This window comes from Microbacterium sp. CFBP9034 (genome assembly GCF_034045255.1).
In the GTDB taxonomy this organism is placed as follows: domain Bacteria; phylum Actinomycetota; class Actinomycetes; order Actinomycetales; family Microbacteriaceae; genus Microbacterium.
Genome location: NZ_JAXCWC010000001.1, coordinates 1,138,903 through 1,161,309, shown reverse-complemented (window position 1 = coordinate 1,161,309; position 22,407 = coordinate 1,138,903). Strand labels below are relative to the sequence as shown.

At 70.3% G+C, this 22,407-nt stretch carries 24 protein-coding genes; 9 read left to right on the top strand and 15 right to left on the bottom strand.

Annotation, left to right across the window (positions count from 1 at the left end):
- Window positions 1–59 precede the first annotated feature (59 nt).
- The 4 genes from SOM19_RS05190 to SOM19_RS05175 are packed head-to-tail and all read right to left on the bottom strand — an operon-like array spanning window position 60 to window position 3,699.
- Window positions 60–686: a response regulator transcription factor gene (locus tag SOM19_RS05190; protein ID WP_320485485.1), complete on the bottom strand. Its 627-nt coding sequence runs from the start codon at window positions 684–686 to the stop codon at window positions 60–62.
- Window positions 683–1,870 carry a sensor histidine kinase gene (locus SOM19_RS05185; protein WP_320485484.1) on the bottom strand — a complete coding sequence of 396 codons (1,188 nt, stop codon included), beginning with the start codon at window positions 1,868–1,870 and terminating at the stop codon, window positions 683–685. Before SOM19_RS05185 ends, SOM19_RS05190 begins: the two co-directional genes overlap by 4 nt.
- Before the next feature lie 51 nt (window positions 1,871–1,921).
- Window positions 1,922–2,782, bottom strand: a complete 861-nt coding sequence (locus tag SOM19_RS05180; RefSeq protein WP_320485483.1) for an ABC transporter permease — start codon at window positions 2,780–2,782, stop codon at window positions 1,922–1,924.
- Complete coding sequence (locus SOM19_RS05175; RefSeq protein WP_320485482.1) at window positions 2,779–3,699, bottom strand: ABC transporter ATP-binding protein; 921 nt, start codon at window positions 3,697–3,699, stop codon at window positions 2,779–2,781. The genes SOM19_RS05180 and SOM19_RS05175 overlap by 4 nt, the downstream gene beginning before the upstream one ends.
- 151 nt (window positions 3,700–3,850) lie before the next feature.
- Here SOM19_RS05175 and SOM19_RS05170 point away from each other — a divergent pair, with 151 nt between their 5' ends.
- Both SOM19_RS05170 and SOM19_RS05165 read left to right on the top strand, forming a co-directional pair.
- Window positions 3,851–5,068, top strand: coding sequence for a pyridoxal phosphate-dependent aminotransferase (locus SOM19_RS05170; RefSeq protein WP_320485481.1), 1,218 nt, complete (start codon window positions 3,851–3,853; stop codon window positions 5,066–5,068).
- 319 nt (window positions 5,069–5,387) lie between these two features.
- Complete coding sequence (locus SOM19_RS05165) at window positions 5,388–6,272, top strand: endonuclease domain-containing protein (RefSeq protein WP_320485480.1); 885 nt, start codon at window positions 5,388–5,390, stop codon at window positions 6,270–6,272.
- A 315-nt stretch (window positions 6,273–6,587) separates the two neighbouring features.
- Here the strand turns inward: SOM19_RS05165 and SOM19_RS05160 are convergent, their stop codons facing one another.
- The 8 genes from SOM19_RS05160 to SOM19_RS05125 all read right to left on the bottom strand — a co-directional run bounded on the left by SOM19_RS05160 (window position 6,588) and on the right by SOM19_RS05125 (window position 13,663).
- Window positions 6,588–7,724, bottom strand: a complete 1,137-nt coding sequence (locus SOM19_RS05160) for a UDP-N-acetylmuramate dehydrogenase (RefSeq protein WP_320485479.1) — start codon at window positions 7,722–7,724, stop codon at window positions 6,588–6,590.
- A 4-nt stretch (window positions 7,725–7,728) separates the two neighbouring features.
- A complete protein-coding gene (locus tag SOM19_RS05155; protein WP_320485478.1) occupies window positions 7,729–8,142 on the bottom strand; it encodes a MaoC/PaaZ C-terminal domain-containing protein in 414 nt (137 codons plus the stop codon).
- A complete protein-coding gene (locus SOM19_RS05150; RefSeq protein ID WP_320485477.1) occupies window positions 8,139–8,588 on the bottom strand; it encodes an FAS1-like dehydratase domain-containing protein in 450 nt (149 codons plus the stop codon). Before SOM19_RS05150 ends, SOM19_RS05155 begins: the two co-directional genes overlap by 4 nt.
- A gap of 37 nt (window positions 8,589–8,625) precedes the next feature.
- Window positions 8,626–9,420, bottom strand: coding sequence for a sulfite exporter TauE/SafE family protein (locus tag SOM19_RS05145; RefSeq protein ID WP_320485476.1), 795 nt, complete (start codon window positions 9,418–9,420; stop codon window positions 8,626–8,628).
- A 4-nt stretch (window positions 9,421–9,424) separates the two neighbouring features.
- Window positions 9,425–10,279: a DUF2510 domain-containing protein gene (locus tag SOM19_RS05140; RefSeq protein ID WP_320485475.1), complete on the bottom strand. Its 855-nt coding sequence runs from the start codon at window positions 10,277–10,279 to the stop codon at window positions 9,425–9,427.
- Window positions 10,280–10,334: 55 nt separating this feature from the next.
- Entirely contained in the window at window positions 10,335–11,336 is a 1,002-nt protein-coding gene (locus SOM19_RS05135; protein WP_320485474.1) for a sugar phosphate isomerase/epimerase family protein, read from the bottom strand.
- A 35-nt stretch (window positions 11,337–11,371) separates the two neighbouring features.
- A complete protein-coding gene (locus SOM19_RS05130) occupies window positions 11,372–12,517 on the bottom strand; it encodes a Gfo/Idh/MocA family protein (RefSeq protein ID WP_320486664.1) in 1,146 nt (381 codons plus the stop codon).
- 99 nt (window positions 12,518–12,616) lie between these two features.
- Window positions 12,617–13,663 (bottom strand): substrate-binding domain-containing protein, encoded by a 1,047-nt coding sequence (locus SOM19_RS05125; RefSeq protein WP_320485473.1) that lies wholly within the window; start codon window positions 13,661–13,663, stop codon window positions 12,617–12,619.
- Between the two features lie 313 nt (window positions 13,664–13,976).
- Here SOM19_RS05125 and SOM19_RS05120 point away from each other — a divergent pair, with 313 nt between their 5' ends.
- The 3 genes from SOM19_RS05120 (at window position 13,977) to SOM19_RS05110 (ending at window position 17,814) form a co-directional block, all read left to right on the top strand.
- A complete protein-coding gene (locus SOM19_RS05120; RefSeq protein WP_320485472.1) occupies window positions 13,977–15,452 on the top strand; it encodes a sugar ABC transporter ATP-binding protein in 1,476 nt (491 codons plus the stop codon).
- Window positions 15,449–16,513, top strand: a complete 1,065-nt coding sequence (locus SOM19_RS05115; RefSeq protein WP_320485471.1) for an ABC transporter permease — start codon at window positions 15,449–15,451, stop codon at window positions 16,511–16,513. The genes SOM19_RS05120 and SOM19_RS05115 overlap by 4 nt, the downstream gene beginning before the upstream one ends.
- 122 nt (window positions 16,514–16,635) lie before the next feature.
- On the top strand, window positions 16,636–17,814 hold the full coding sequence (locus tag SOM19_RS05110) for an ROK family transcriptional regulator (protein WP_320485470.1): 1,179 nt from the start codon (window positions 16,636–16,638) through the stop codon (window positions 17,812–17,814).
- Here the strand turns inward: SOM19_RS05110 and SOM19_RS05105 are convergent.
- From SOM19_RS05105 to SOM19_RS05095, 3 genes are read right to left on the bottom strand one after another with little or no spacing between them, the layout of a single operon-like run.
- A complete protein-coding gene (locus SOM19_RS05105) occupies window positions 17,792–18,847 on the bottom strand; it encodes a cation diffusion facilitator family transporter (RefSeq protein WP_320485469.1) in 1,056 nt (351 codons plus the stop codon). The two genes, SOM19_RS05110 and SOM19_RS05105, sit on opposite strands and share 23 nt — an antisense overlap.
- On the bottom strand, window positions 18,844–19,353 hold the full coding sequence (locus tag SOM19_RS05100; RefSeq protein WP_320485468.1) for a type 2 periplasmic-binding domain-containing protein: 510 nt from the start codon (window positions 19,351–19,353) through the stop codon (window positions 18,844–18,846). Before SOM19_RS05100 ends, SOM19_RS05105 begins: the two co-directional genes overlap by 4 nt.
- Entirely contained in the window at window positions 19,353–20,237 is an 885-nt protein-coding gene (locus tag SOM19_RS05095; protein WP_320485467.1) for an SDR family oxidoreductase, read from the bottom strand. The genes SOM19_RS05100 and SOM19_RS05095 overlap by 1 nt, the downstream gene beginning before the upstream one ends.
- A gap of 197 nt (window positions 20,238–20,434) precedes the next feature.
- On the opposite strand from SOM19_RS05095, the gene SOM19_RS05090 reads away from it, so the two are divergent.
- The 4 genes from SOM19_RS05090 (at window position 20,435) to SOM19_RS05075 (ending at window position 22,396) form a co-directional block, all read left to right on the top strand.
- Window positions 20,435–20,737 carry a hypothetical protein gene (locus SOM19_RS05090; protein ID WP_320485466.1) on the top strand — a complete coding sequence of 101 codons (303 nt, stop codon included), beginning with the start codon at window positions 20,435–20,437 and terminating at the stop codon, window positions 20,735–20,737.
- A gap of 15 nt (window positions 20,738–20,752) precedes the next feature.
- Complete coding sequence (locus SOM19_RS05085) at window positions 20,753–21,481, top strand: DUF72 domain-containing protein (protein ID WP_320485465.1); 729 nt, start codon at window positions 20,753–20,755, stop codon at window positions 21,479–21,481.
- 113 nt (window positions 21,482–21,594) lie between these two features.
- Window positions 21,595–21,717 (top strand): hypothetical protein, encoded by a 123-nt coding sequence (locus SOM19_RS05080; RefSeq protein ID WP_320485464.1) that lies wholly within the window; start codon window positions 21,595–21,597, stop codon window positions 21,715–21,717.
- Between the two features lie 4 nt (window positions 21,718–21,721).
- A complete protein-coding gene (locus SOM19_RS05075; RefSeq protein WP_320485463.1) occupies window positions 21,722–22,396 on the top strand; it encodes a DUF6766 family protein in 675 nt (224 codons plus the stop codon).
- The last annotated feature ends 11 nt before the right edge of the window (window positions 22,397–22,407 follow it).

Below are 22,407 nucleotides of genomic sequence, written 5' to 3'. Positions count from 1 at the left end.
CCGCGGATGCCCCGGCCCCCGCCTGTGCGCGGTGCCGGGGCATCCGTCTGCGTAGGCGGCTAGGGCAGCAGACCCCGCTCCATCGCGAGCGTCACCGCACGCGTGCGATCCGCGACGCCGAGCTTCTCGAAGACCTTCAGCAGGTGCGTCTTGACGGTGGACTCGCCGATGCCGAGCGCGACCGCCGCCTGCTTGTTGCTGTGGCCCGACGCCACCAGGCGCAGCACCTCGGTCTCGCGGGGAGTGAGCAGGGCGGCAGGATCGGGGCGCTGCATCCGCTCGACCAGGCGCACCGCCACCGCGGGCGACAGCGCCGACTGCCCGGCAGCGACCGACCGGATCCCGGCGACGATCTCCGCCTGGGGTGCCGCCTTGAGCAGGTAGCCGGACGCTCCGGCTTCGATCGCGGCAAGGATCTGGTCGTCGGATTCGTACGTGGTGAGGATCAGCACGCGGGGCGCCGGGACGACCTCTGCGAGGATCCGCGCCGTCGCCACGACTCCGTCGACGCGGGGCATCCGCAGGTCCATCAGCACGACGTCGGGTCGGGCCTCCGCCGCCAGACGCACGGCCTCGTCGCCGTCGGATGCCTCGCCCACCACCTCGAACCCGGGCTCGTCCGACAGCAGCCCGGCGAGCCCGGCGCGGACCACGGGGTGGTCGTCGGCGATGAGCAGCCGGATCACAGTGTCTCCTCCGCGAGCACGCGCGTTCCGGGGAGGAGCACGCGCAGCGCGGTGCCGGCGCCCGGCCGCGACTCGACCTCGAGGCGTCCGCCGGCCAGCGCGACGCGCTCGCGCATGCCCTCGATGCCGAAGCCCGAGCGCGGCGTCCCCGTCTCGAAGCCGGCGCCGTCGTCGACGACCTCCAGCCGGGCAGCCCCGTCTTCGGCGACCGCCACCCGCACCACGGCGTGCGCGGCACCCGCGTGCTTGGCGACGTTCGAGAGCGACTCCTGCAGGCAGCGCAGCAGCACGACCTGGGCATCCCGCTCGAGGCTGCCCGCCACGGCGCCGATCTCCAGGGCGATCGTCGCACCCCCCTGCGCCCGGAAGCGCTCCACCAGGCGCTCGACGGCGCCCTCGAACGCGGGCTCCGAGGGCACGGCGGCGGTCCGCGCGACGAGGGCGCGGGCTTCGTTCAGCGCGTCGCGAGCGACCTGCTCGACGGTCGCGATCGTGGTGGCCGCGGCATCCGACTCGCCGTCCCTCGATTGACGCCCGCCGCGCTCCGCGAGGATCACGAGACCGGCAAGGGTCTGGGCGAGGGTGTCGTGGATGTCGCGGGCGAGCCGCTCCCGCTCCTCCGAGGCGCCGCGGCCCCGGCTGAGGGCCTCGACCTGGGCCTGCGCCGCGGTGAGCTCGGCGAGCAGCCGCGCTCGTTCCTCGCCGTACTCGGCGATGCTGGCGATCCACAGACCGAGAGCCGTGGCGAAGACGACGGAGAAGGCGGCCGTGGTCGCGCCCGAGACCGCCGCCCCCGCCGTGAACCCGCCGCCGATGAGGACGCCGGCGAACACGCTCCCCGCGATGATGAACGACGCCAGGATCCCCCGTCGCCGCGTGTCGCCGATCACCCACGCCAGCGGGTAGGCGAGCGTCTGGAGCATCGCGACGAACGGCGCCGCGGCGGTGCCGACGCCCAGAGCGAGCGCCGCCACGCCCAGGAAGACCGGGAACCGCCAGCCCGCGGGCGGGTTGCCGATCGCCGCGCGGCCGACCAGGACGTAGCCCAGCACGAACACCACGATGCTGGCGAGCGCGATCATCAGGCGCTGCTGCCCCTCCGGGCCGAATCCGAACAGCAGGCCGACCGCGATCGCGAGCGAGCCCGCGCCCACGGTGACATCCCACCAGCGTGGCTTCAGCATGTTGTCGTCCTTCCGGCCCGCCTCGCCCTCGAGAGGGGTCGCAGCGTCAGGCTACGCGTCCCGCCGGATCCACCGGAAGGTGAGGCGCGAGAGCACCAGTCCGACGACCAGCCACACGAGGAGCGCGATCGCGACTCCGGCGAGGTCCCACACGCCGTGCTGCTCGAGCGTCGCGTACTCGTCGGGCAGGAACACCGCACGCATGCCCTGCGCCATCCACTTGAGCGGGAAGATCCCGGCGACGTTCTGCAGCCAGTCCGGCAGCTGCGAGAAGGTGAGGTAGACGCCCGAGATGAACTGCAGTGCGAGGGCGATCGGCACCACGACGGCCGTCGCGCTCTTGCCCGTGCGCGGCACCGCCGACAGGGCCACCCCGAGGAGCGCCGAGGTGGTGATGCCGAGCACGAAGACCCACGCGAACGTCGCCCAGCGTCCGGGCTCGGTGGGCAGCTCCACCCCGAGCACGAGCGAGGCGAAGGTCAGCAGCAGCGATGCCTGCAGCACTCCGGTCACCCCGACCTGACCGATCTTGCCCAGGAAGTAGCTCACCGGGGAGAGCGGAGTGCCGCCGAGGCGCTTCAGCATCCCGTCCGAGCGCTCGATCGCGATGTCCATCGCGAGGTTCTGGAAGCCCGACAGCAGGAGTCCCGCCGCGATCATTCCCGGCAGGTAGAGCTGAGCCACCGAGATGGGCGGCACATCCGGGGAGAGCTGGACTTCGCCGTCGGAGCCGAACGCCACGCTGAACAGTCCGAGCATGAACACCGGGAAGAGGAACGTGAAGAAGAGGGTGTCGCCCGAGCGGAAGTACTGCACGATCTCGAATCGCGCCCGCCAGGCCCCGAGCGCGAGGATGCTCTTACGGGCGCGGCGGACGCGCGGAGTCGCGATGACGTCGACGTCGATGCTCATCGTCCGGCTCCGGTCGTGTCGGCGGCTTCGTCCGCGAGGTCGGCGCTCGTGAGCCCGTGCTCTTCGGCCTCGGCCTCGGCCTCGGCCACGAGTCGCAGGTAGATGTCCTCCAGGCTGGGGCGGACGATCTCGAGGTCGGCGGGAGCCCTGCCCAGCCGGGCGCCGAGGGTCGTCACGAAGCCGAAGGGGTCGTCGGTGCGCTGCTCGCGCGAGACCCCGTCCTCCGTCCAGCGGACCAGGGGCACGCGCGCCTCGCTGCCCCCGAACCCCGCGACGGGCCCGATGGCCTGCATGCGCCCGGCGGCGATCACCGCGACGCGATCGGCGAGCTGAGCCGCCTCGTCGAGGTAGTGCGTGGTGAGCAGGATCGTCGTGCCCTCGGTCTGCAGGATGCGGATGAGGTCCCAGAACTCCCGACGTGCGTGGGGATCGAAGCCCGTCGTGGGCTCGTCGAGGAACAGCAGCTCAGGACGCCCGATGATGCCCAGCGCGACGTCGACGCGGCGCTGCTGGCCGCCCGACAGCCGCGAGATGCGGGTCTTCGCCTGCGGCTCGAGGCCGACAGCCGCGATCACCTCTTCGACGTCCCGCGCGTCGGGATAGAAGCCCGCGAACTGCCGCAGCAGTTCTCGCACCGTGGCGAGGCCGGACTGGCTGGTCGACTGCAGGACGATCCCCAGTCGCGACTTCCAGTCCAGGCCGGCCGTGCCCGGATCCGCGCCGAGCACCTCGACCTCGCCCCCGCTCCGGCGCCGGTAGCCCTCGAGGATCTCCACGGTCGTCGACTTGCCGGCCCCGTTCGGGCCGAGGAGCGCGAAGGTCTCACCCTGCTCGATGTCGAACGAGACGCCGTCCACGACGGCACGGTCGCCGTAGGTCTTGCGCAGGTCCCGCACTCTCACCGCATGTGTCTGCATGAGCCCAGCCTGGCGGGTGACGGATGCCGCGCACAGCGGTCGTCCGTGGGAGGAGGCATCCCCCATTCGGTGGAGGCCCGGCCGCGGAGTGTCGCGTCGCGGCGCGCAATCCGGACAGTGCGCGGCGCGCTCGCGGACTACGCTCGAAGTCGTGACAGAACGCGCTCCGCTCTCCCGCACACCCACGCTCTCCGCCAAGCTCAGCGCCATCGCCGAGTCGGCGACCCTCAAGGTCGATGCCAAGGCGAAGGCGCTGCAGGCGGCCGGCCGGCCCGTGATCTCCTACGCGGCCGGCGAGCCGGACTTCTCAACTCCCTCGTTCATCGTGGCTGCCGCCGCCGAGGCGCTGAAGGACCCGGCGAACTACCGGTACACCCCCGCGGTGGGCCTTCCCGTGCTGCGGGAGGCCATCGCGGCCAAGACGCTGCGGGACTCCGGGCTCGAGGTCGACCCGTCCCAGGTCGTCGTGACCAACGGCGGCAAGCAGGCCGTGTACCAGGCGTTCCAGGCGGTCCTGAACCCCGGCGACGAGGTCCTGCTGCCCGCGCCGTACTGGACGACCTACCCCGAGGCCATCGCGCTCGCCGACGGCGTGCCCGTCGAGGTCTTCGCCGGCGCCGACCAGGACTACAAGGTCACGGTCGACCAGCTGGAGGCCGCGCGCACCGCGAAGACGACCGCGCTGGTCTTCGTGTCGCCCTCGAACCCGACCGGCGCCGTGTACACCGCCGAGGAGACGAAGGCCATCGGCGACTGGGCCGTCGAACACGGGATCTGGATCATCTCGGACGAGATCTACCAGAACCTCGTCTACGAGGGCGTCCGTGCCGTGTCGATCGTCGAGGCCGTTCCGGAGGCCGCGGCCCAGACGATCCTCGTCAACGGCGTCGCCAAGACCTACGCGATGACCGGCTGGCGACTGGGCTGGATGGTCGGCCCGAAGGACGCCATCAAGGTCGCCGCGAACCTCCAGTCGCACCTGAGCAGCAACGTCAACAACATCGCCCAGCGTGCGGCTCTCGCCGCGCTGACGGGGTCGCAGCACGAAGCCGAGGAGTTCCGGCTCGCCTTCGACCGCCGCCGCCGCACCATCGTCGCCGAGCTGTCGAAGATCGACGGCGTCACCGTGCCCAACCCGCTGGGGGCGTTCTACGCGTACCCCGATGTGCGCGGGCTGCTCGGCCGCGAGTGGCGCGGGAAGACGCCGACCACGTCGCTCGAGCTCGCCGACCTCATCCTCGAGGAGGCCGAGGTCGCGGTCGTTCCGGGCGAGGCCTTCGGTCCGAGTGGATACCTGCGTCTGTCGTACGCGCTGGGAGACGACGCCCTCCTCAAGGGAGTGCAGCGGCTGCAGCGCCTGTTCTCCTGACCGAGCCGGATCTTCGCACCTCGGGGCGATCTGCGCCCGCGCCCTCTCCGGGGTCTTTGCGCTGGCGCCGCCTCCGGGGTTTTGCGCCCGCACCCCCTCGCGAGTCGCCAAAACACGCCGACACCCGCCGTCCCGTAACGGCGTGTCTTGGCGAGTCGATCACCCGGGCGTGGCTGGACCGGGCGGGCGCGGCTCGACCGTGCGGGCGCGGCTCGACCGTGCGGGCGCGGTTCCTCCACAGAGTGCGGCGCGAGCGGCCGAGCTTGCGTTTCGAGGGATCGCATCCGCAAGGGCGCCTCGGGGCGGCGAGCATCGGAACGTGTGGCACAGCGAGCTCCCGGCGCATCTGGGCGATGCGTTCACGGTCGCCCGTGCCCGCAAGAGCGGCGTCTCGTCCGGCAGGCTGCAGGCGAAGCACCTCGAGGCGCCTTTCCACGGCACACGGGCGACCCGCACTCTTGACGACATCGCAGCGCTGCAACTGCTGTTCGAGGTGCTCCCCTCTCATGCTTTCGCATGTGGTGCGACAGCGGCTTCTCTGCAGGGGATGCCGTTGCCCGCCGCGATCGAACTGGTGGCGTTGAAGCGGCCGACCATCGGCGTGCCGCTGCCACACAATCGAATCCGACGCCCGCAGGTCGCGGGCCGGGCGCTGGCGGTCTCCGACGATACGCTGACCGAGGTGCGAGGCATCCGATGCACCACGCTGGCTCGGACGTGGGTCGACCTCGGGGCTGTCCTCCCGCTCCCTCGGTTCGTGGCCGTCACCGACCACCTCATCGCACGTCGTGGCGGGCGTGCCAGTGTTCAATCGTTGCGTGACGCTCACGTCGCCGCGGGGGCTGGACGTGGGTCGCGGATCAGAGCCGAGGGTCTCGCGCTGTGCTCCGACGGAGCCGAGTCGCCGCGCGAGTCCGAGACGAGGACTCTCTTGGTGCTCGGCGGCCTGCCCGTGCCCGAAACGAACGTCGACATCTTCTCGGACACGCGGTTCGTGGCGAGGGTGGACATGCTCTATCGAGCAGAACGACTGATCGTGGAGTACGACGGCGAGTATCACCAGACCGACGCCCAGTGGCGCAAGGACCAGGCCCGCAGGGCGGAACTCATATCGCTCGGATACCGGCTGGTGGTCGTGACCTCGTCGGACATCGACGACCCACGCACCCTCGTCGCCCGAGTCCGGCGACTGCTGCTCGCGTAGTCGGTCATCCGCGCCCGCGCCACGGCGCGATCGCGCTTCGCCACCGCCTTGCGGGCCGCTCCCGGCACCGCACAACCCCGGACTCGCCAGAACACGCCGGATCCGCAACCAACCACCCGGCGTGTCTTGGCGACTCCCGGCTCAGCTCCCAAGCGCCGGCACCGCACAACTTCGGACTCGCCAGAACACGCCGGATCCGCAACCAACCACCCGGCGTGTCTTGGCGACTCGGGAGGCAGACCCGGCGCGGGGCATCGCCCAGAGAACGCGGGACGGACGCCGTAACGCCCAACGCCGGTCGCCGGGTCGGGCCGACTACAGCTCGACGTTCACCAGCACCGGCTCGGGCTGGAGGATGAGGCCGAACTCCGACTGCACCCGTCCCTGGATGTACCGCGCGAGCTCCGCGAGCTCGGCGGCAGTGGCGCTGCCGCGGTTCGTGAGGGCGAGGGCGTGCTTGGTCGACAGCGCCGCGCGCGAGCGGGGCAGCTTGAACCCCTTGCGCAGCCCGGAGTGCTCGATGAGCCAGGCCGCGCTCACCTTGACGTCGGATTCGACGGCGACCGGCGGAGGCACGTACCCGTCGAACGCGGCGAGAGGGATGACGAGCACCGGGTCGAGATCGGGAGCGACGGGCCAGCGCGGGCAGGCGTCGGGCAGCGTGCGGGCGAACGATGCCGAGACCACCGCATTCTGGAAGAAGGAGCCGGCGCTGTAGGTGTCGGGGTCGGCGTCGTCGAGCACCATGCCCTTGCGCGCGCGCGTCGCGAGCACGTGGTCGCGCACCCAGGCCACCGACACCCCCTCCCCCGGCGCAAGTCCGAGCGCGGTGCGCAGCTGCTCACCGGCGATAGGGTGGTCGCCGTGCCCGACCTCGGCCAGTTCGAGCGTCACGGTGAGGATCACCGCGCGCCGCGCCGGCGCCGAGCCGTAGTGGTGCTTGAGGACCGACGTGCGGAATCCCAGGCCCAGATCGGCCGCCGGCACGGTCGAGACCTCGCCCGTCCGCTCGTCGATCAGGTCGACCTCGACCAGGGTCTGGACGATCTCCTGGCCGTACGCGCCGATGTTCTGCACCGGCGCCGCACCCACGGTGCCGGGAATCCCGGACATCGCCTCGATGCCCGCGAGCCCTTCAGCGACCGCGTACGCGACCAGCGCATCCCAGTCGTGGCCGGCCTGCACCCGCAGCCGCACGAAGCCGGGCCGGGGCGACGGCATCCGCTCGATCCCCTGCGTGAGGATGCGCACGACGGTGCCGTCGAACGGCTCATCGCCCACGAACAGGTTCGACCCGCCGCCGAGCGCGAACCACGGCTCGCGCTCGTCCCACACCTCGCGGAGCGTCTCGACGAGCTCGTCGGTCGTCGACGCCTCGAACAGGCGCGTGGGGGCTCCGCCGGTGCGCAGCGTCGTCAGCTGCGCGAGCGGGAGGGGCGTCGCTTCGGTCATTCGGCTAGGACGTCCGGATCCGGACCTGGGCCTTGCCGAGCACCGTCGTGCCGTTGTGCGACACGGTGAGGTCGATGCGCGCGGCACCCTCCTCGATCGCGCCGACCTTCGCGACGATCGTCACCTCGGCCCCGGACTCCGCTGCGACGACGACCGGGCGCGTGAAGCGCACGCCGTATTCGAGGATGCGACCGGCGTCGCCGAGCCACGGCACGATCGTGTCGACCGACAGCCCCATCGTGAGCATCCCGTGCGCCAGCACGCCGGGCAGTCCGACCGCGGTCGCGATGTCGTCGCGGTAGTGGATGGGATTGAAATCACCGGATGCCCCGGCATAGCGCACCAGCGACTCACGCGTCAGCTGCACGGTGCGCTCGGCGACGATGTCGCCCACACCGCCCACGACGAGCGCGCTCACTGGTCGCCCTCCCCGACGAGCAGCACCGACGTCGCCGTCACGACGTGCGCACCCGCGGCATCCGTGATCTCCGCGTCGCTCGTGACCATCGCGTTGCCCCCGAGCGTGCGGATGCCGGTGACCGACAGCCGTGCGCTCAGCTCGTCGCCCGCGACGATCGGGCGCGAGTATCGGAAGCGCTGCTCGGCGTGGAGCACGCGCGACAGCTCGATGCCGGAGTCGGGCTCGCCGAGCAGCTGCTGCAGCGTGAGATCCTGCACCACCATCGCGAACGTGGGCGGGGCGACGACATCGGCATAGCCAAGCGCCTGCGCGGCCACCGGGTCGGTGTGCTGCGGGTCGGTCGCGAAGACGGCGCGGGCGAACTCGCGCACCTTCTCACGACCCACGAGGTAGGGGGGCGTCGGGGGGAAGTCCCGGCCGACGAGCTCGGGGTTCACTGGCACCGTGCCATCCTACCGAGCGGGCCCGCGGGCCCGATGTCTACGTCCGGCGACCGCGGATCGCGCGAAGGGCCATCTGGATCGCGATGACCACGAGGAACGCCGCGAACAGGATGTTGCCGAGCAGCGGGTCGACGATCGTGGCGATCCACGCGCCGAGTGCGGTCGTCGTGCAGGCCGCGCCGCCGATGACGGCCGCGGCGACGAGGTCGACGTTGCCGCGGCGGACGTTGCCGATCGTGCCTGAGACGGCGGTCGGGATCATCATGAGCAGCGACGTGCCCTTGGCGACGAGGTCGCTGGTGCCGAACAGCACCATGAGCGCCGGGACGACGATGATCCCGCCGCCGACGCCGATGAGGCCGGCCGTGATGCCGGTCACCACCCCGAGCACGACGAGGCCCGCGCCGGTGAGCAGGGTGAGGTCCAGCTCGGCATCCCTGGACGGTATGACCACGAACAGACTCACGATGACCAGCACCAGGAAGCCAACGAAAGCCCACCGCAGCACGGTGATGGGCACGCGCGGGAGCAGCCAGCTGCCGAGCTGGGCACCGGCGACCGCTCCTGCGGCGAGCAGGAGCGCGGGGATCCAGGCGACCGAGTCGTGCACGGCGTAGGAGATCACCCCGACGGTGGCCGTCGGCACGATCGCTGCGAGAGACGTCCCCGCCGCCAGCCGCTGGTCGTACCCGAGCGCCAGCACCAGCAGCGGCACGATGACCGTGCCTCCGCCGACGCCGAACAGTCCCGACAGCAGGCCCGCGAGGAGCCCGATCCCGACGCAGGTGAGGACGAAGCGCGCGTCACGGGGGTGCGCGGTGGAGCCGGGCACGAGATCAGTCGTCGAGGGCGTCGATGACCCAGTCGCCGTCGGCGGAGACGACGGTGTACTCGTACTGGACCTCGTCCGCGGTCGGCGTGTCGAGCGGATTGCCCTCCTCGTCGAACAGCGACTCGAAGGTCTCGGTCGTGGTCACGAGGATGCTGTCGCCGAAGTTCTCGATCTCGGTCACGGTGACGACGTAGTCGGTGACGCTCGCCGAGAACTCCGTCGCCGTCGAGACGAAGGAGTCGCAGTCCGGCAGCTGCGAGTTCACGCGGAAGTCCTCGGTGGTCGAGGCGACGTAGGCGTCGCAGTCGGCCGTCTGCCAGGCGTCGTCGTAGAGCTCGACGGCGGCGACGGCGGCCTGCTCGTCGGCGCCGGAGGCGTCCACCCCCGCCGAGCCGCCGTTCGCGAGACTCAGGAACAGCAGGGGGATGAACACCGCCGCAGCGATCACGATGCCGAGCATCACGACGCCGAGCACGACCCACACGATCCAGAGCTTCGAGGTGCGCGGCTCGGTCGCCGCGGCGAAGCCTCCACCGGCGCCGTCCGTTCCCGGGTATCCGCCGGGGTAGACGCCCTGCGGGTGGTGGCCGACCGGTGCGGTCGCCGCCGCGTAGTCGGGCGAGCCTGCCGGCGATGGCACGCCCAAGCCGAGTGCGGTGGCGGCATCGACCTCGACCGGCACCGGCTCGTGCACGGCCCCGGCCTCGGACGCGGCGACGATCTCCGCTTCGCTCGGGGCGTCGGAGCCGTCGGCCGTCTCGGGGTCGGGCGTCGCGACGTGCTCCGTCCACTGTGCACCGTCCCACCAGCGCAGCGCGCTGTGTCCGTCGTCATACCAGCCGGGGGGTGTCGTCGCCATGGTCAAACCCTATCCCGCGGTCTGCGGCACCGCCCGGCCCTCGTGGGTATGGAGATCAGCGGGTGCTGAAGGCGGCGTCGAACGCGGCCTCGGGGGCCGCGAACGCGTTGCGCTTCACGAACTCGAGCGCCTCGGGGGCGCCGAGGAGCCGGTCCATGCCGGCGTCTTCCCACTCCACCGAGATGGGGCCGTCGTAGCCGATGCTGTTGAGCGCGCGGAACGATGCCTCCCAGGGCACGTCGCCGCGCCCGGTGGAGACGAAGTCCCAGCCGCGACGCAGGTCGGCCCAGGCCAGGTGGGAGCCGAGCCGGCCGTTGCGGCCGTTGCCGAGATTGAGCTTCACGTCCTTGCAGTCCACGTGATAGATCAGGTCCTTGAACTCCAGGATGAAGTCGACCGGATTCAGCTCCTGCCAGATGAAGTGCGACGGGTCCCAGTTCAGCCCGAACGCGGGCCGGTGCCCGATCGCCTCCAGCGTGCGGACCGTCGTCCAGTAGTCGTATGCGATCTCCGACGGGTGCACCTCGTGGGCGAACCGCACCCCGACCTCGTCGAACACGTCCAGGATCGGGTTCCACCGGTCGGCGAAATCCTGGTAGCCGGCGTCGATGAGCTGCTGCGAGGCCGGCGGGAACATCGCCACGTACTTCCAGATGCTCGAGCCGGTGAACCCGACCACCGTCTTCACCCCGAGCTTCGCCGCGATCCGGGCGGTGTTCTTCATCTCCTCGGCCGCGCGCTGCCGCACGCCTTCCGGGTCGCCGTCACCCCACACCCGGTCGGAGAGGATGTCGCGGTGACGCTGGTCGATCGGGTCATCGCACACTGCCTGACCCTTCAGGTGGTTGGAGATCGCCCACACCTTCAGTCCGTGGCGCTCGAGGATCTCGAGCCGGCCCTGGACATAGGCGTCGTCATCCCACCTCCAGGGGTCGAGGTGATCGCCCCAGCAGGCGATCTCGAGGCCGTCGTAGCCCCACTCCCCTGCGAGGCGCGCCACTTCCTCGAAAGGCAGGTCGGCCCACTGGCCCGTGAACAACGTGATCGGTCGCGACATTGCGGTTCGTTCCTTCTGATCGGAGTGCAGGCGGGTCAGGGCCCGGTCGAGGTCCAGGCGCTGTTCGCGGCGGAACTGCGCTCGACCGCATCGAGCACCCGCTGGACGTGCAGGCCCTCCGCGAACGACGGGCGCGGCTGCGAGCCTTCGCCGATCGCGGTGACGAAATCGTACGCCTGGTGGGAGAATCCGTGCTCGTAGCCGAGCATGTGACCGGTCGGCCACCAGGGCGCCAGGTACGGGTGGTCGTGCTCCGTGACGAGGATGCGCTGGAAGCCCAGCCCGGTCTCGGGAAGGGTGGCGTCGTAGAACTCCAGCTCGTTGAGACGCTCGAGATCGAACGCGATCGCGCCCTTCGAGCCCGAGATCTCGATGCGCAGGGCATTCTTGCGGCCGGTGCGGAAGCGGGTGGCCTCGAACGAGGCGAGCGCCCCCGAGTCGAGGCGCCCGGTGAACAGCGCGACGTCGTCGACCGTGACCGCGCCGCGCTCGGCCGACGCCGTGCCGGAGAGCCCGACGCCCTCACCGAGGAGCGGTCGCTCCTTCACGAGCGTCTCGATGATGCCGGAGACGCTCGTGACCTGCTGGCCGGTGATGTACTCGGTGAGGTCGATCGCATGGGCGCCGATGTCGCCGAGTGCTCCGGACCCGGCGCTCTCCTTCTTCATGCGCCAGGTCAGCGGCGCCTCGGCGTCCATGAGCCAGTCCTGCAGGTACTCGGCACGCACTTGGCGGATGTCGCCGAGGCGTCCGGCGGCGACGAGGTCGCGGGCGAAGGTGGTGGCGGGCACTCGACGGTAGGTGAAGCCGACCATGGAGCGGACACCCCGTTCGGCGGCGCGGGCGGCGGCGTCGGCCATCGCCTCGGCCTCGGCGACCGTGTTGGCCAGCGGCTTCTCGCAGAGCACGTGCTTGCCGGCCTCGAGGGCGGCGATCGCGATCTCGGCGTGGGTGTCGCCGGGGGTGACGATGTCGATCACGTCGATGTCGTCGCGGGCGATGACCTCCCGCCAGTCGGTGGCGGTCTCAGCCCAGCCCCATTTGCGGGCGGATGCCTCGACCGTGGCCTGATTGCGGCCCACCACGACGGTCATCTCGGGGTCGAGCGGAAGGTCGAAGAAGCGGGGTGCGACCCGCCAGCCCTGGGAATGCGCAGCGCCCATGAAGCCGTGGCCGATCATCGCGATGCGGAGCGTCTCGGTCAACGCGGTGTCCTCTCTCGGAGGGTGAGGCGCGGGGCGCCCGCCGATGCGACGGGCGCCCCGCGGTGATCGTCAGGCTTACTCGAAGGACAGGTCGATGAACTGGTCGACGTTGTCCTTCGTGACGACGGGAGCGTCGAGCACGATGCGGTTCGGGATCGAGGGCGTCACGAGGTCGCCCATCGTCTTCTCCTGCGCGATGAGACGTGCCAGTGCCACGCCGTCGGCGGCCTGCGTCGACGGGTAGATGACGGTCGCCTTCAGCACGGTGTCGTCGGCCTCGATGGCCTCCATCGCGCTGCGGCTGCCCGCACCGCCGACCATGAAGAACTCGTCGCGGCCGGCGGCGTCGATCGCGGCGAGCACGCCGATGCCCTGGTCGTCGTCGTGGTTCCACAGTGCGTCGATCTGCGGGTTGGCCGACAGCAGCTGTGATGCCGCAGCCTCGCCGCCGGCGACGGTGAAGTCGGCGGCCACACGGGCCTCGACCTCGAGGCCGCAGTCCTCCAGCGCGTCGGCGAACCCGGCCGAGCGGTCCTGCGTCAGCGGCAGCGAGTCGATGCCGGCGATCTCGGCGACGACCGCGTCGGTGTTGCCCTCGAGCTGCTCGCAGATGTAGGTGCCGGCGCTGACGCCCATGCCGTAGTTGTCACCGAGCACGGTGGCACGTGCGGCGAACGGGCTCGAGAACTCGCGGTCGACGTTGATGACCGGGATACCGGCTTCCATCGCCGCGATCGCTGCCTCGGTGAGCGCGGCGCCGTCGGTGGGCAGCAGCACGATCGCGTCGACGCCGTCATTGACGAACGTCTCGACGGCGGCGATCTGCGCGATCGGGTCGTTGGTGCCCTCCGCCACGCGGAGCTCGACGTCGTCGAAGCTGTCGGCGGCCGCCTGCGCGCCCGAGTTGATGGCGCCGAGCCAGCCGTGGTCGGCCGCAGGACCCGAGAAGCCGATGACCACCGTGTCACCGGACTCCGCGTTCTCCTCCGTGGTGGTGCCCTGGTCGACGACCGATTCCTCATCGGCGCCTCCGCCGGTGCAGCCCGCGAGAAGTCCGATGGCTGCGATGACCGCGGTGCCGGTGAGGGCGAGCCGTGTACGCGCCTTCAGGTGTGAGCGCATTGTTTCCTCCTTGAATGTGATGCAGCTAGGACAACGTGGCTCTGAGAAGGGAGCTGCCCGCACTCGAGGGGTCCACGCTGACGACAATCACCGTAGCAGAAGTGTGTCACGGTTCGGCATCTTTTGTTTTCCGTCCGTCAGAAGTGCGTGATACGCCCGTGACCAGCAGAAGTTTCCCGGGGCAACGGAATGCCCAGCCGTCGCCATTGTGCGGTCGTCGACGCATTGGCACTCGGCAACCGGCACTGAGACGTGTTATGTTCACCGAGTGATCAAAGTTGACCATCCTTCGGCATTACTCTCCGTCAAAGGCGTGACGAAGTCCTTCGCCGGGGTCCGTGCGCTTCGCGGCGTGGACCTCGAGGTCCTTCCCGGCGAGGTGCATTGCGTGCTCGGCCAGAACGGCGCGGGCAAGTCGACGCTCATCAAGACCCTCGCAGGGGTGCATCGCCCCGACGAGGGTGAGATCGTGTGGCTCGGCGAGCCGGTCGTGATCCCTACTCCGGAGTCCGCGATCGAGTTGGGCATCGCCACGATGTACCAGGAGCTCGACGTCGTCGACGGCCTCACCATCGCGGAGAACATCTTCCTCGGCCATGAGCTGGCGCGCGGCGGGTTCACGAAGCGGTCGGAGGCGGCGAAGCAGACGCGCGAGCTGCTGCGGCGACTCGGCCACGCGAACCTCTCTCCGCACGCCGAGGTCGGGTCCCTGAGCGCGGCGAACAAGCAGATCGTCTCGATGGCGCGGGCGCTGTCCCACGACATCAAGCTGATCATCATGGACGAGCCGTCCGCGGTGCTCGACACCGAAGAGGTCAAGAACCTCTTCCATGTGGTGCACGAGCTCACCTCGCAGGGCATCGCCGTGGTCTACATCACCCACCGGCTGGAGGAGATCCGCGAGATCGGCGATCGGATCACCGTGCTGAAGGACGGCCGCACCACCGCGACCGGACTGCCTGTGGCCGACACCCCCACGAAGGATCTGATCCGGCTGATGACCGGCCGCGAGGTCGCGAACGTGTTCCCGCCCGCCACGCCCGTCACGGCCGATGCCCCGACAGTTCTCGAGGTGGAGGGCCTGGGGCTGGCCGGGGTGTTCTCGGACGTGTCGTTCTCGGTGCGCGCCGGCGAGGTCATCGGACTGGCAGGGCTCGTCGGCTCCGGCCGCTCCGAGATCCTCGAGACCGTCTACGGCGCCCGCCGCTCCACCGCCGGCACCGTCAAGGTCGGCGGCAAGGCGCTCCGCCGCGGATCGGTGGTCCACGCGGTCCGTGCCGGTGTGGGGCTCTCCCCCGAGGAGCGCAAGAGCCAGGGCCTGGTGCTCGACGAGCCCATCTACGTCAACGTCACCCTGTCGTCGATGTCCCGGTTCGCGAAAGCCGGCTTCCTCGACGAGCGCGCCGAGCGCGCCGTCGCCCGCGAGCAGATCGAAGCCCTCGAGCTGCGACCGGCCGACCCCGATCGCCCGGCGATGACCCTCTCCGGCGGCAACCAGCAGAAGATCCTCCTGGCCCGCTGGCTCGTCCACGGCACCCGCGTGCTGCTGCTGGACGAACCCACCCGCGGCGTCGACGTCGGCGCCCGCGCGGAGATCTACGCCCTCATCCGACGCCTCGCCGCCGCCGGCAACGCCGTCGTGGTCGTCTCCAGCGAGATCGAGGAGGTGCTCGGCCTCGCCGACACCGTGCTCGTCATCGCCGACGGCCGCGTCCTCCAAACACTTCCCGCCTCCCAGATCGACGAGCACGGTGTGCTCGATCTCGTCATGAAAGGAACCGCCGCGTGAGCGAGCAGACCAACCTCGGGGCCGAGGCCGTCCCCTCCGCCTCCGTCGCCCCGCCGCCCGCGGGCCGGCCCGACGCCTCCGACAAGACCGGCTTGCAGCGCTTCATGTCGGGCTCCGTCGGCCGCAACCTCGGCCTCGTCGCCGCGCTGCTCGTGCTCGTGATCGTCGGGGCCGTCACCGCGCCCGAGACCTTCACGAGCGTCAGCAACATCCTCACGATCCTTCGCCAGGCCTCGATCATCGGCGTCGTCAGCATCGGCATGACGCTCGTCATCATCGCCGGCGGCATCGACCTGTCGGTCGGCTCCGTCCTGGGCCTCGCCTCCGTCGTGGCGACCATCGCCGCCGTGCAGGACCTCGCCGATCAGCTCCACTGGGGCGTGATGATCCTCATCGCGCTGCTCGTCGGCGTCGGCGCCGGACTCATCAACGGCATCGTCATCGCGTACGGCAAGGTGGTGGCGTTCATGGCGACGCTCGCGATGCTCGTCGCCGCGCGCGGTCTCGCCGAGATCCTCGCCGAACGCCGCACCCTCCAGGTCGGCAACCGCGACTTCATCGAGTTCATGAACCTCGACTTCATCGGCGTCGACATCCTCATCTGGATCTTCGCCATCGTCGCCGCGCTCGGCTGGGTCGTGCTCAACCGCACCACCTTCGGTCGCCGCACCGTCGCCATCGGCGGAAACCGCGAAGCGGCCCGCCTCGCGGGCATCAACGTGAAGCGCCACACCATGTGGCTCTACGCGATCTCCGGGCTGTGCGCCGGAATCGCGGCGGTGATGTACCTCGGCCGCACCACGGCCGGCACTTCCACCCACGGCACGCTCCTCGAGCTCGACGCGATCGCCGCGGTCGTCGTCGGCGGCACGCTCCTCGTCGGCGGCCGCGGTACCGTCACCGGCACCGTCTTCGGCGTGCTGATCTTCGCCACCCTCAACAACGTCTTCGTGCAGAACAACCTCAACTCCTCCGTCCAGGCAGTCGTCAAGGGCGTCATCATCGTCGTCGCCGTCCTGCTGCAGCAGCGATTCGCCAAGCCCACCGGACGAGCGACCTGATCGGGTGCCGCCGCCCGGCCGGGACTAATGACCCATCCGCCCCGGCCGGGCCACGGCATCCCGTCGAAAGTCATGGAACTTCGGTGCAGGCGACTCGCCGATAGATTTGGGATGTGCCGAGTATGACCATCGAACCGACGCCTTCTGTCTCCGGAGTGAGCCAGCTCTTCCAGCTTCTGCGTGACGGAGTACCGCGGACACGAGCGGAACTCGCGAAATCCACGGGCCTCGCCCGCTCGACCATCGCCGCGCGCGTCGATGAGCTCATGCGCATGGGGCTCATCACGCCGATCGCCGAGACGGTGTCGACCGGAGGCCGCCCGCCCTCGCAGTTCGCCCTCAATCCGAGCGCGCGCCTCGTGCTCGCCGCCGACATCGGCGCCTCGCACGCGAACCTCGCCGTCACCGACCTCGCCGGGCGGATCATCGCCGAGCACAACGAGCCGCTGGACGTCACCCTCGGCCCCGTGCCGGTGCTGACGTGGCTGGTCGAGAACGCCCACCTGCTGCTCGAGAGCATCGGTCGCGCCCCCGGTGACCTCGCGGCGATCGGCATGGGGATCCCGGGCCCGGTGGAGCACTCCACGGGTCAGCCCGTGAACCCGCCGATCATGCCGGGATGGGATCGCTTCGATGTGCCGGGATGGGTGCAGCAGCACCTCGACGTGCCCGTGCTCGTCGACAACGACGTCAACATCATGGCGCTCGGCGAGCGCGCCGCCGCCTACCCCGGCGTGGAGCACCTCATGTTCGTGAAGGTCGCCACGGGCATCGGCGCGGGGGTGATCTCCAGCGGCACGCTGCAGCGAGGTGCCCAGGGGATCGCCGGCGACATCGGACACGTCCGCGTCGCCCGAGGCGCCGGCGTCCCGTGCCACTGCGGCAACCAGGGCTGCCTGGAAGCGCTGGCCTCCGGACCCGCGATCGCCCGTGCGCTCCGCGCGGAGGGCGTGCCGGCGGAGAACGGCAACGATGTCGTCGATCTCGTCAAGCGCGGCAACATCGACGCGATCCAGGCGGTCCGTCAGGCCGGCCGCGACATCGGCGAGGTGCTGACGACCTGCGTGAGCCTGGTCAATCCGTCCGTCATCGCGATCGGCGGATCCATGGCCCGGGTCGGCGAGCATCTCATCGCCGGTGTGCGCGAAGTCGTCTACACCCGGTCCATCCCCCTGGCGACCGAGCATCTCGCGATCGTCCAGTCGGCCGCCGCGGGGAACGCGGCCGTCCTCGGTGCGAGCATGCTCGCGATCGAGCACGCGCTCTCGCCCGAGACGCTCACGTCGCTGGTCTCGGCTTAGCGTCCTCGTCGGCGTCGGAGCGGTCCTGACCCGGATCGGGGTCGGCCGCGCGGCCGTCCCCCTCGGCGGAGGGCACCCGCTCCGCTTCGTCGGGGAGCTCTGCCACCGGGATCACGGCGACATCCTGCATCTTCCAGTCGATCTCACTCAGTGCGCGGCGCGCCGCCTCCAGCTGCTCGACCGATACGGTGCGCCGGTGCGGCACGACGAATGCCTCGACGTGGAAGACCTGACCCATGTCGCGGATGCGGACGGCGGACTCGCGCACCCACGGCTGCCGGTCGAGCGCCGCGACCACCTGCCCGGCGAGCGGATGCACCTCCTTGTCGTCATGGCTCCGCGCGCGCTGGTCGATGAGATCGAGGATGGCGGACCGGGAGTTGCGGTAGCCGTCCCACATGATCCCGAGTGAGATGAACAGCGCGGCCGCGCCGTCGAGCCACCACCAGCCGATTCCGATCCCCAGGACGCCGACGATGGCCGCCACCGTCGTGGTCCAATCCGCCTTCGCCATGTCGGCGTCGGCGAAGAGCACCTTGTTGTGGAGCACCGGGGCCAGCTTCGCCTTGGCCGGACCGTAGAAGAGGGGCCCGATCGTCACCAGGGCCATCACGCCGACCATGAACCACCCGAGCCAGACGGTGTACCCGAAGACCTGGACCGTGCCGATCGCGGGGTGCTCGGCCTTGACGAGGCCCACGATCGCCTCGATGGCGAGGTTGGCGCCGATGACGAGCAGTGCGACCCCGGCGACCAGGTGTCCCACACCCATCGCCCGGTGCAGTCCGTACGGGAAGGCGCGCGTCGGCGGATGCCGGATCAGCAGGAGCGCGATCAGGAACGACACCTGCGGCACGAGGGACAGCATGTCCTCGATCCACGCCGTCCGCATCGCCTGCGACCCGCTGACGACGAGGGCGATGAGGGCGATCGTCACGAGGGTGTAGCCGATCGTGAACCACTCCCACCGCACCGCCTTGCGCAGAGCCTCCTGCTGCTCCGCCGGCAGATCGGTGCGGCCCAGGGTCTTCATCGAGCCACCTGCCCGTCGAGGTAGACCTCCAGGGCCGACTGCAGGGCGTTCTCGCCCATCGGCAGCAGCACGGCCACGTCGGCTCCACCGGAACCGGCGATCCCCGGATAGCCGCGGGTCACCGACACCCGATTCGACCACGGCGTCGCAGCCGTCATCCCGCCGATCGCCAGGTCCAGACGACCGGCCTCGAGGTCGGCGACCAGGTCCTCCTCGCTGTCGACGATCCAGCGGACGGTCGACTCGCGATCATCGGCGAAGCCCTCGATCAGGTCGGCGAGCGGCCCGCTGACCTCTCCTTCCTCGACGGCCACGAGGTCGCCGCTCGGGGAGGCGCCCACCCGCAGCTCTCCCCCGGTGATCCGGTCGAGCGTGCCGTCGGGGTCGGCCGGGAGCTGCAGGCCGCACCCCGTCACGGCAGAGGTGACCGCGACGGCGGCGAGCAGGAGCACGACCCGCGTGCGGGGACGCGCTGCCCTCGGTCCTCGCCGCCGCTCGCCGGGCATCAGAGGGCCTTGCCTCCCGTCACCGGGAGCACGGCCCCCGAGACGTATGAGGCGGCCTCCGATGCCAGGTAGACATAGGCGCCCGCGAGCTCGGCCGGCTGGCCCGGACGGCCCAGCGGGGTGTCGGTGCCGAAGCTGGCGAGGCGCTCGGCGTCCCACCCCGTCGCGGGGATGAGCGGCGTCCAGATCGGTCCGGGCGCCACGGCGTTCACGCGGATGCCCTTGGGCCCGAGCTCCTGGGCGAGAGCCTTGACGAAGGCCACCTGTGCGGCCTTGGTCATGGCGTAGTCGATGAGGCCGGGGGACGGGTTGAACGCCTGCACCGACGAGGTGACGATGATCGAGCTGCCGGGTTCCAGATGCTTCACGGCCTCGCGGGCGGTGAAGAGCATGCCGTAGAGATTGGTCTTGAAGACGCGGTCGAACTCTTCGGTCTCGAGCGACGCGAGGTCTTCGCGATCCTTCTGGTACGCGGCGTTCAGCACCACGATGTCGAGCCCGCCGAGAGCGTCGACCGCGTCGTCCACGATCGAGGTCGCGAACCCCTCGTCTCGCACGTCGCCGGCGAACGAGACGCCGGTGCGCTCGGCATCCCGGATCTGCGCGACGGTGTCGTCCGCGTCCTCCTGCTCTTCCGGCAGATGCACGATCGCCACGTCGGCACCCTCGCGTGCGAACGCGATGGCCACGGCGCGCCCGATGCCCGAGTCGCCTCCGGTGATGAGCGCCCGGCGCCCGGTGAGCCGCCCGGCGCCGACGTACGTCTCCTCGCCGTGGTCGGGTTCGGGAGTCGTCTTGTCCGTGAGGCCCGGCTGCTCCTGCTCCTGGTCGGGAAAGCCGCCTTCGGGGTGCTTGTCTCGGGGGTCGAGCTGAGTGTCGGTCATGTGCGTCTCTTTCCGTGTGAGTCGCTTCGACGCTAGAGCTGCGTCGCGGCGGCGGGAAAGGGGCTTGACGAGGCGAGACTCCCGCCTCAGCGGCGCGCGAACGTGACGGGTAGCCCGTCTGCCCGGCCGGTGTCAAGGGCCTCCGTGGTCGGAGCACCGGGCCGCAGGATGAACTCGGCCGTTATAGGAGGGCACCCATGGAGATGTATCCGCTGGAGCTTCGCAGGGTCGCCGACCACGAGTGGATCGTGTACGACGGCGCCTACCCGCTCGACGACTCCCGGAGCGTCGTCGCGTGCCTCACGGACACGGAGGACGACCTCGTCGACGTGGTGTGGCTGCAGCCAACGCCGCTCCCGACCGTGTACCTGTGCGCCGCCGATGTGCTCGAGGACGTGGCACGTCACCGTGGCCGGGCCCGCAACCACGGTCGACCCGACGAGATCCCGCATTTCCCGCCGTTGACCACTCGTCCCGCACAGCCGCGGCAAGCCGTTTGAGCCGGCCAGCACTGCGTGACGATCCGCATCGGCACCTCCGGGTGGAGCTACACGCACTGGAATGGCGTCCTCTATCCGCCTGGCCTGCCCGCCGGTGAGCGCCTCGCGCGCTACACCGCCGTCTTCGACACGGTGGAGCTGAACGCCAGCTTCTACCGCTGGCCCGGAGCAGTGCGGTTCCGATCGTGGCACGATCGGCTCCCGCCGGGGTTCGCGATGGCGGTGAAGGCGCCGCGCGGCCTCACCCACGCGAAGAAGCTGTACGCCCCGGAGACCTGGATCGAGCGCCTCGACGAGGGATGGCGGGCTCTCGGCGACCGCCAGTCCGCGCTGCTCGTGCAGCTGCCGCCGGGGATGGAGCGCGACGACGCGCGCCTGGACCACTTCCTCGCTTCGCTGCCGCGCGGCATGCGGGTGGCCGTGGAGACGCGGCATCCGTCGTGGAACGACGAAGAGGTCTTCCGTCTGCTGGAGCGGCGCGGGGCGGCGTACTGCGTCATGAGCGGCGCGAATCTCGAGTGCATCCTGCGGGCGACCGCGCCGTTCGTCTATGTGCGGCTGCACGGCCCGAGCAGTGAGCACCTCTACGCCGGGTCGTACTCCGACGCCGATCTGGCCTGGTGGGCCGAGCGCTGTCGCGAGTGGGACGTACAGGGCCGCGACGTGTTCGCGTACTTCAACAACGACGGCGAGGGCCATGCGGTGCGCAACGCGCTCACCCTGAAAGGTCTGCTGGGCGTCTGACCACGAGCGGGATCTGCGCGGGCGTGCATCGTTTGTCAAGGCTGTTCACGTCACGCGCGCGTGGGGTGAACATGGGTCTCGCACCACCGGCGCCATGCGAACAGGAGCTCATCATGGACTTCACCCCTGAGGAAGAGGGGGCCCGCCGCGGCGAGGCCGTCGTCTTCTGGTCGTGGATCGCCGTGCTCGCCGCCGGGCTCGCGTACATGATCGTCATCCCCCTGAGCGGGCGGTGACATCATGCGCCCGATCCGCGACAACGCCCTGAGCCTGCTGTTCGGCGCCCTGTTCGTGCTCGCCCTGGTGGGGCAGTCCGTCGCCGGCTGGTTCGAGAACAACGAGCGCCTGGCACAGCACTCCCTGTCACCGGAGTCGTATACGAGCTTCCTCACATCGTCGGAGTTCGTGGTCGACGTCGCCGAGAACTGGCAGTCCGAGTTCCTGCAGTTCTTCCTGTTCATCGTCGCCACGATCTGGCTCGTGCAGCGCGGGTCGCCCGAGTCGAAGAAGCCGGGCGACGAAGGTCCCGGAGACGACGAGGAGCAGCTCGTGGGCGAGTACGCGCGGCCCGATTCGCCCGAGTGGGCGCGGGCCCGTGGCATCCGCCAGACGATCTTCTCCAACTCGCTGCTGCTCGTGATGGGGACGGTGTTCGTGCTGTCGTGGCTGGCCCAGTCCCTCGCCGGCACAGTGGTGATGAACTCGGAGAACGCCCAGCACGACCAGCCCGCGATCACCTGGCTCGACTACCTGAGCACCTCCGACTTCTGGTCGCGCACGCTGCAGAACTGGCAGTCCGAGTTCCTCGCGGTGGGGGCCATGATCGCCCTGTCGATCTTCCTCCGGCAGCGCGGGTCGAGCGAGTCGAAGCCCGTCGGCGCCCCTCACCATCAGTCCGCGGTGGAGAGCGAATGACGGATGCCGCG

What these genes read in the sequence shown, in the direction of transcription:
- SOM19_RS05185 (WP_320485484.1), bottom strand. Translation starts at nt 1,870, where the DNA reads ATGCTGAAGCCACGCTGGTGGGATGTCACCGTGGGCGCGGGCTCGCTC.
- SOM19_RS05180 (WP_320485483.1), bottom strand. Translation starts at nt 2,782, where the DNA reads ATGAGCATCGACGTCGACGTCATCGCGACTCCGCGCGTCCGCCGCGCC.
- SOM19_RS05175 (WP_320485482.1), bottom strand. Translation starts at nt 3,699, where the DNA reads ATGCAGACACATGCGGTGAGAGTGCGGGACCTGCGCAAGACCTACGGC.
- SOM19_RS05160 (WP_320485479.1), bottom strand. Translation starts at nt 7,724, where the DNA reads ATGACCGAAGCGACGCCCCTCCCGCTCGCGCAGCTGACGACGCTGCGC.
- SOM19_RS05140 (WP_320485475.1), bottom strand. Translation starts at nt 10,279, where the DNA reads ATGGCGACGACACCCCCCGGCTGGTATGACGACGGACACAGCGCGCTG.
- SOM19_RS05135 (WP_320485474.1), bottom strand. Translation starts at nt 11,336, where the DNA reads ATGTCGCGACCGATCACGTTGTTCACGGGCCAGTGGGCCGACCTGCCT.
- SOM19_RS05130 (WP_320486664.1), bottom strand. Translation starts at nt 12,517, where the DNA reads ATGATCGGCCACGGCTTCATGGGCGCTGCGCATTCCCAGGGCTGGCGG.
- SOM19_RS05125 (WP_320485473.1), bottom strand. Translation starts at nt 13,663, where the DNA reads ATGCGCTCACACCTGAAGGCGCGTACACGGCTCGCCCTCACCGGCACC.
- SOM19_RS05110 (WP_320485470.1), top strand. Translation starts at nt 16,636, where the DNA reads ATGACCATCGAACCGACGCCTTCTGTCTCCGGAGTGAGCCAGCTCTTC.
- SOM19_RS05105 (WP_320485469.1), bottom strand. Translation starts at nt 18,847, where the DNA reads ATGAAGACCCTGGGCCGCACCGATCTGCCGGCGGAGCAGCAGGAGGCT.
- SOM19_RS05100 (WP_320485468.1), bottom strand. Translation starts at nt 19,353, where the DNA reads ATGCCCGGCGAGCGGCGGCGAGGACCGAGGGCAGCGCGTCCCCGCACG.
- SOM19_RS05095 (WP_320485467.1), bottom strand. Translation starts at nt 20,237, where the DNA reads ATGACCGACACTCAGCTCGACCCCCGAGACAAGCACCCCGAAGGCGGC.
- SOM19_RS05090 (WP_320485466.1), top strand. Translation starts at nt 20,435, where the DNA reads ATGGAGATGTATCCGCTGGAGCTTCGCAGGGTCGCCGACCACGAGTGG.
- SOM19_RS05080 (WP_320485464.1), top strand. Translation starts at nt 21,595, where the DNA reads ATGGACTTCACCCCTGAGGAAGAGGGGGCCCGCCGCGGCGAGGCCGTC.
- SOM19_RS05075 (WP_320485463.1), top strand. Translation starts at nt 21,722, where the DNA reads ATGCGCCCGATCCGCGACAACGCCCTGAGCCTGCTGTTCGGCGCCCTG.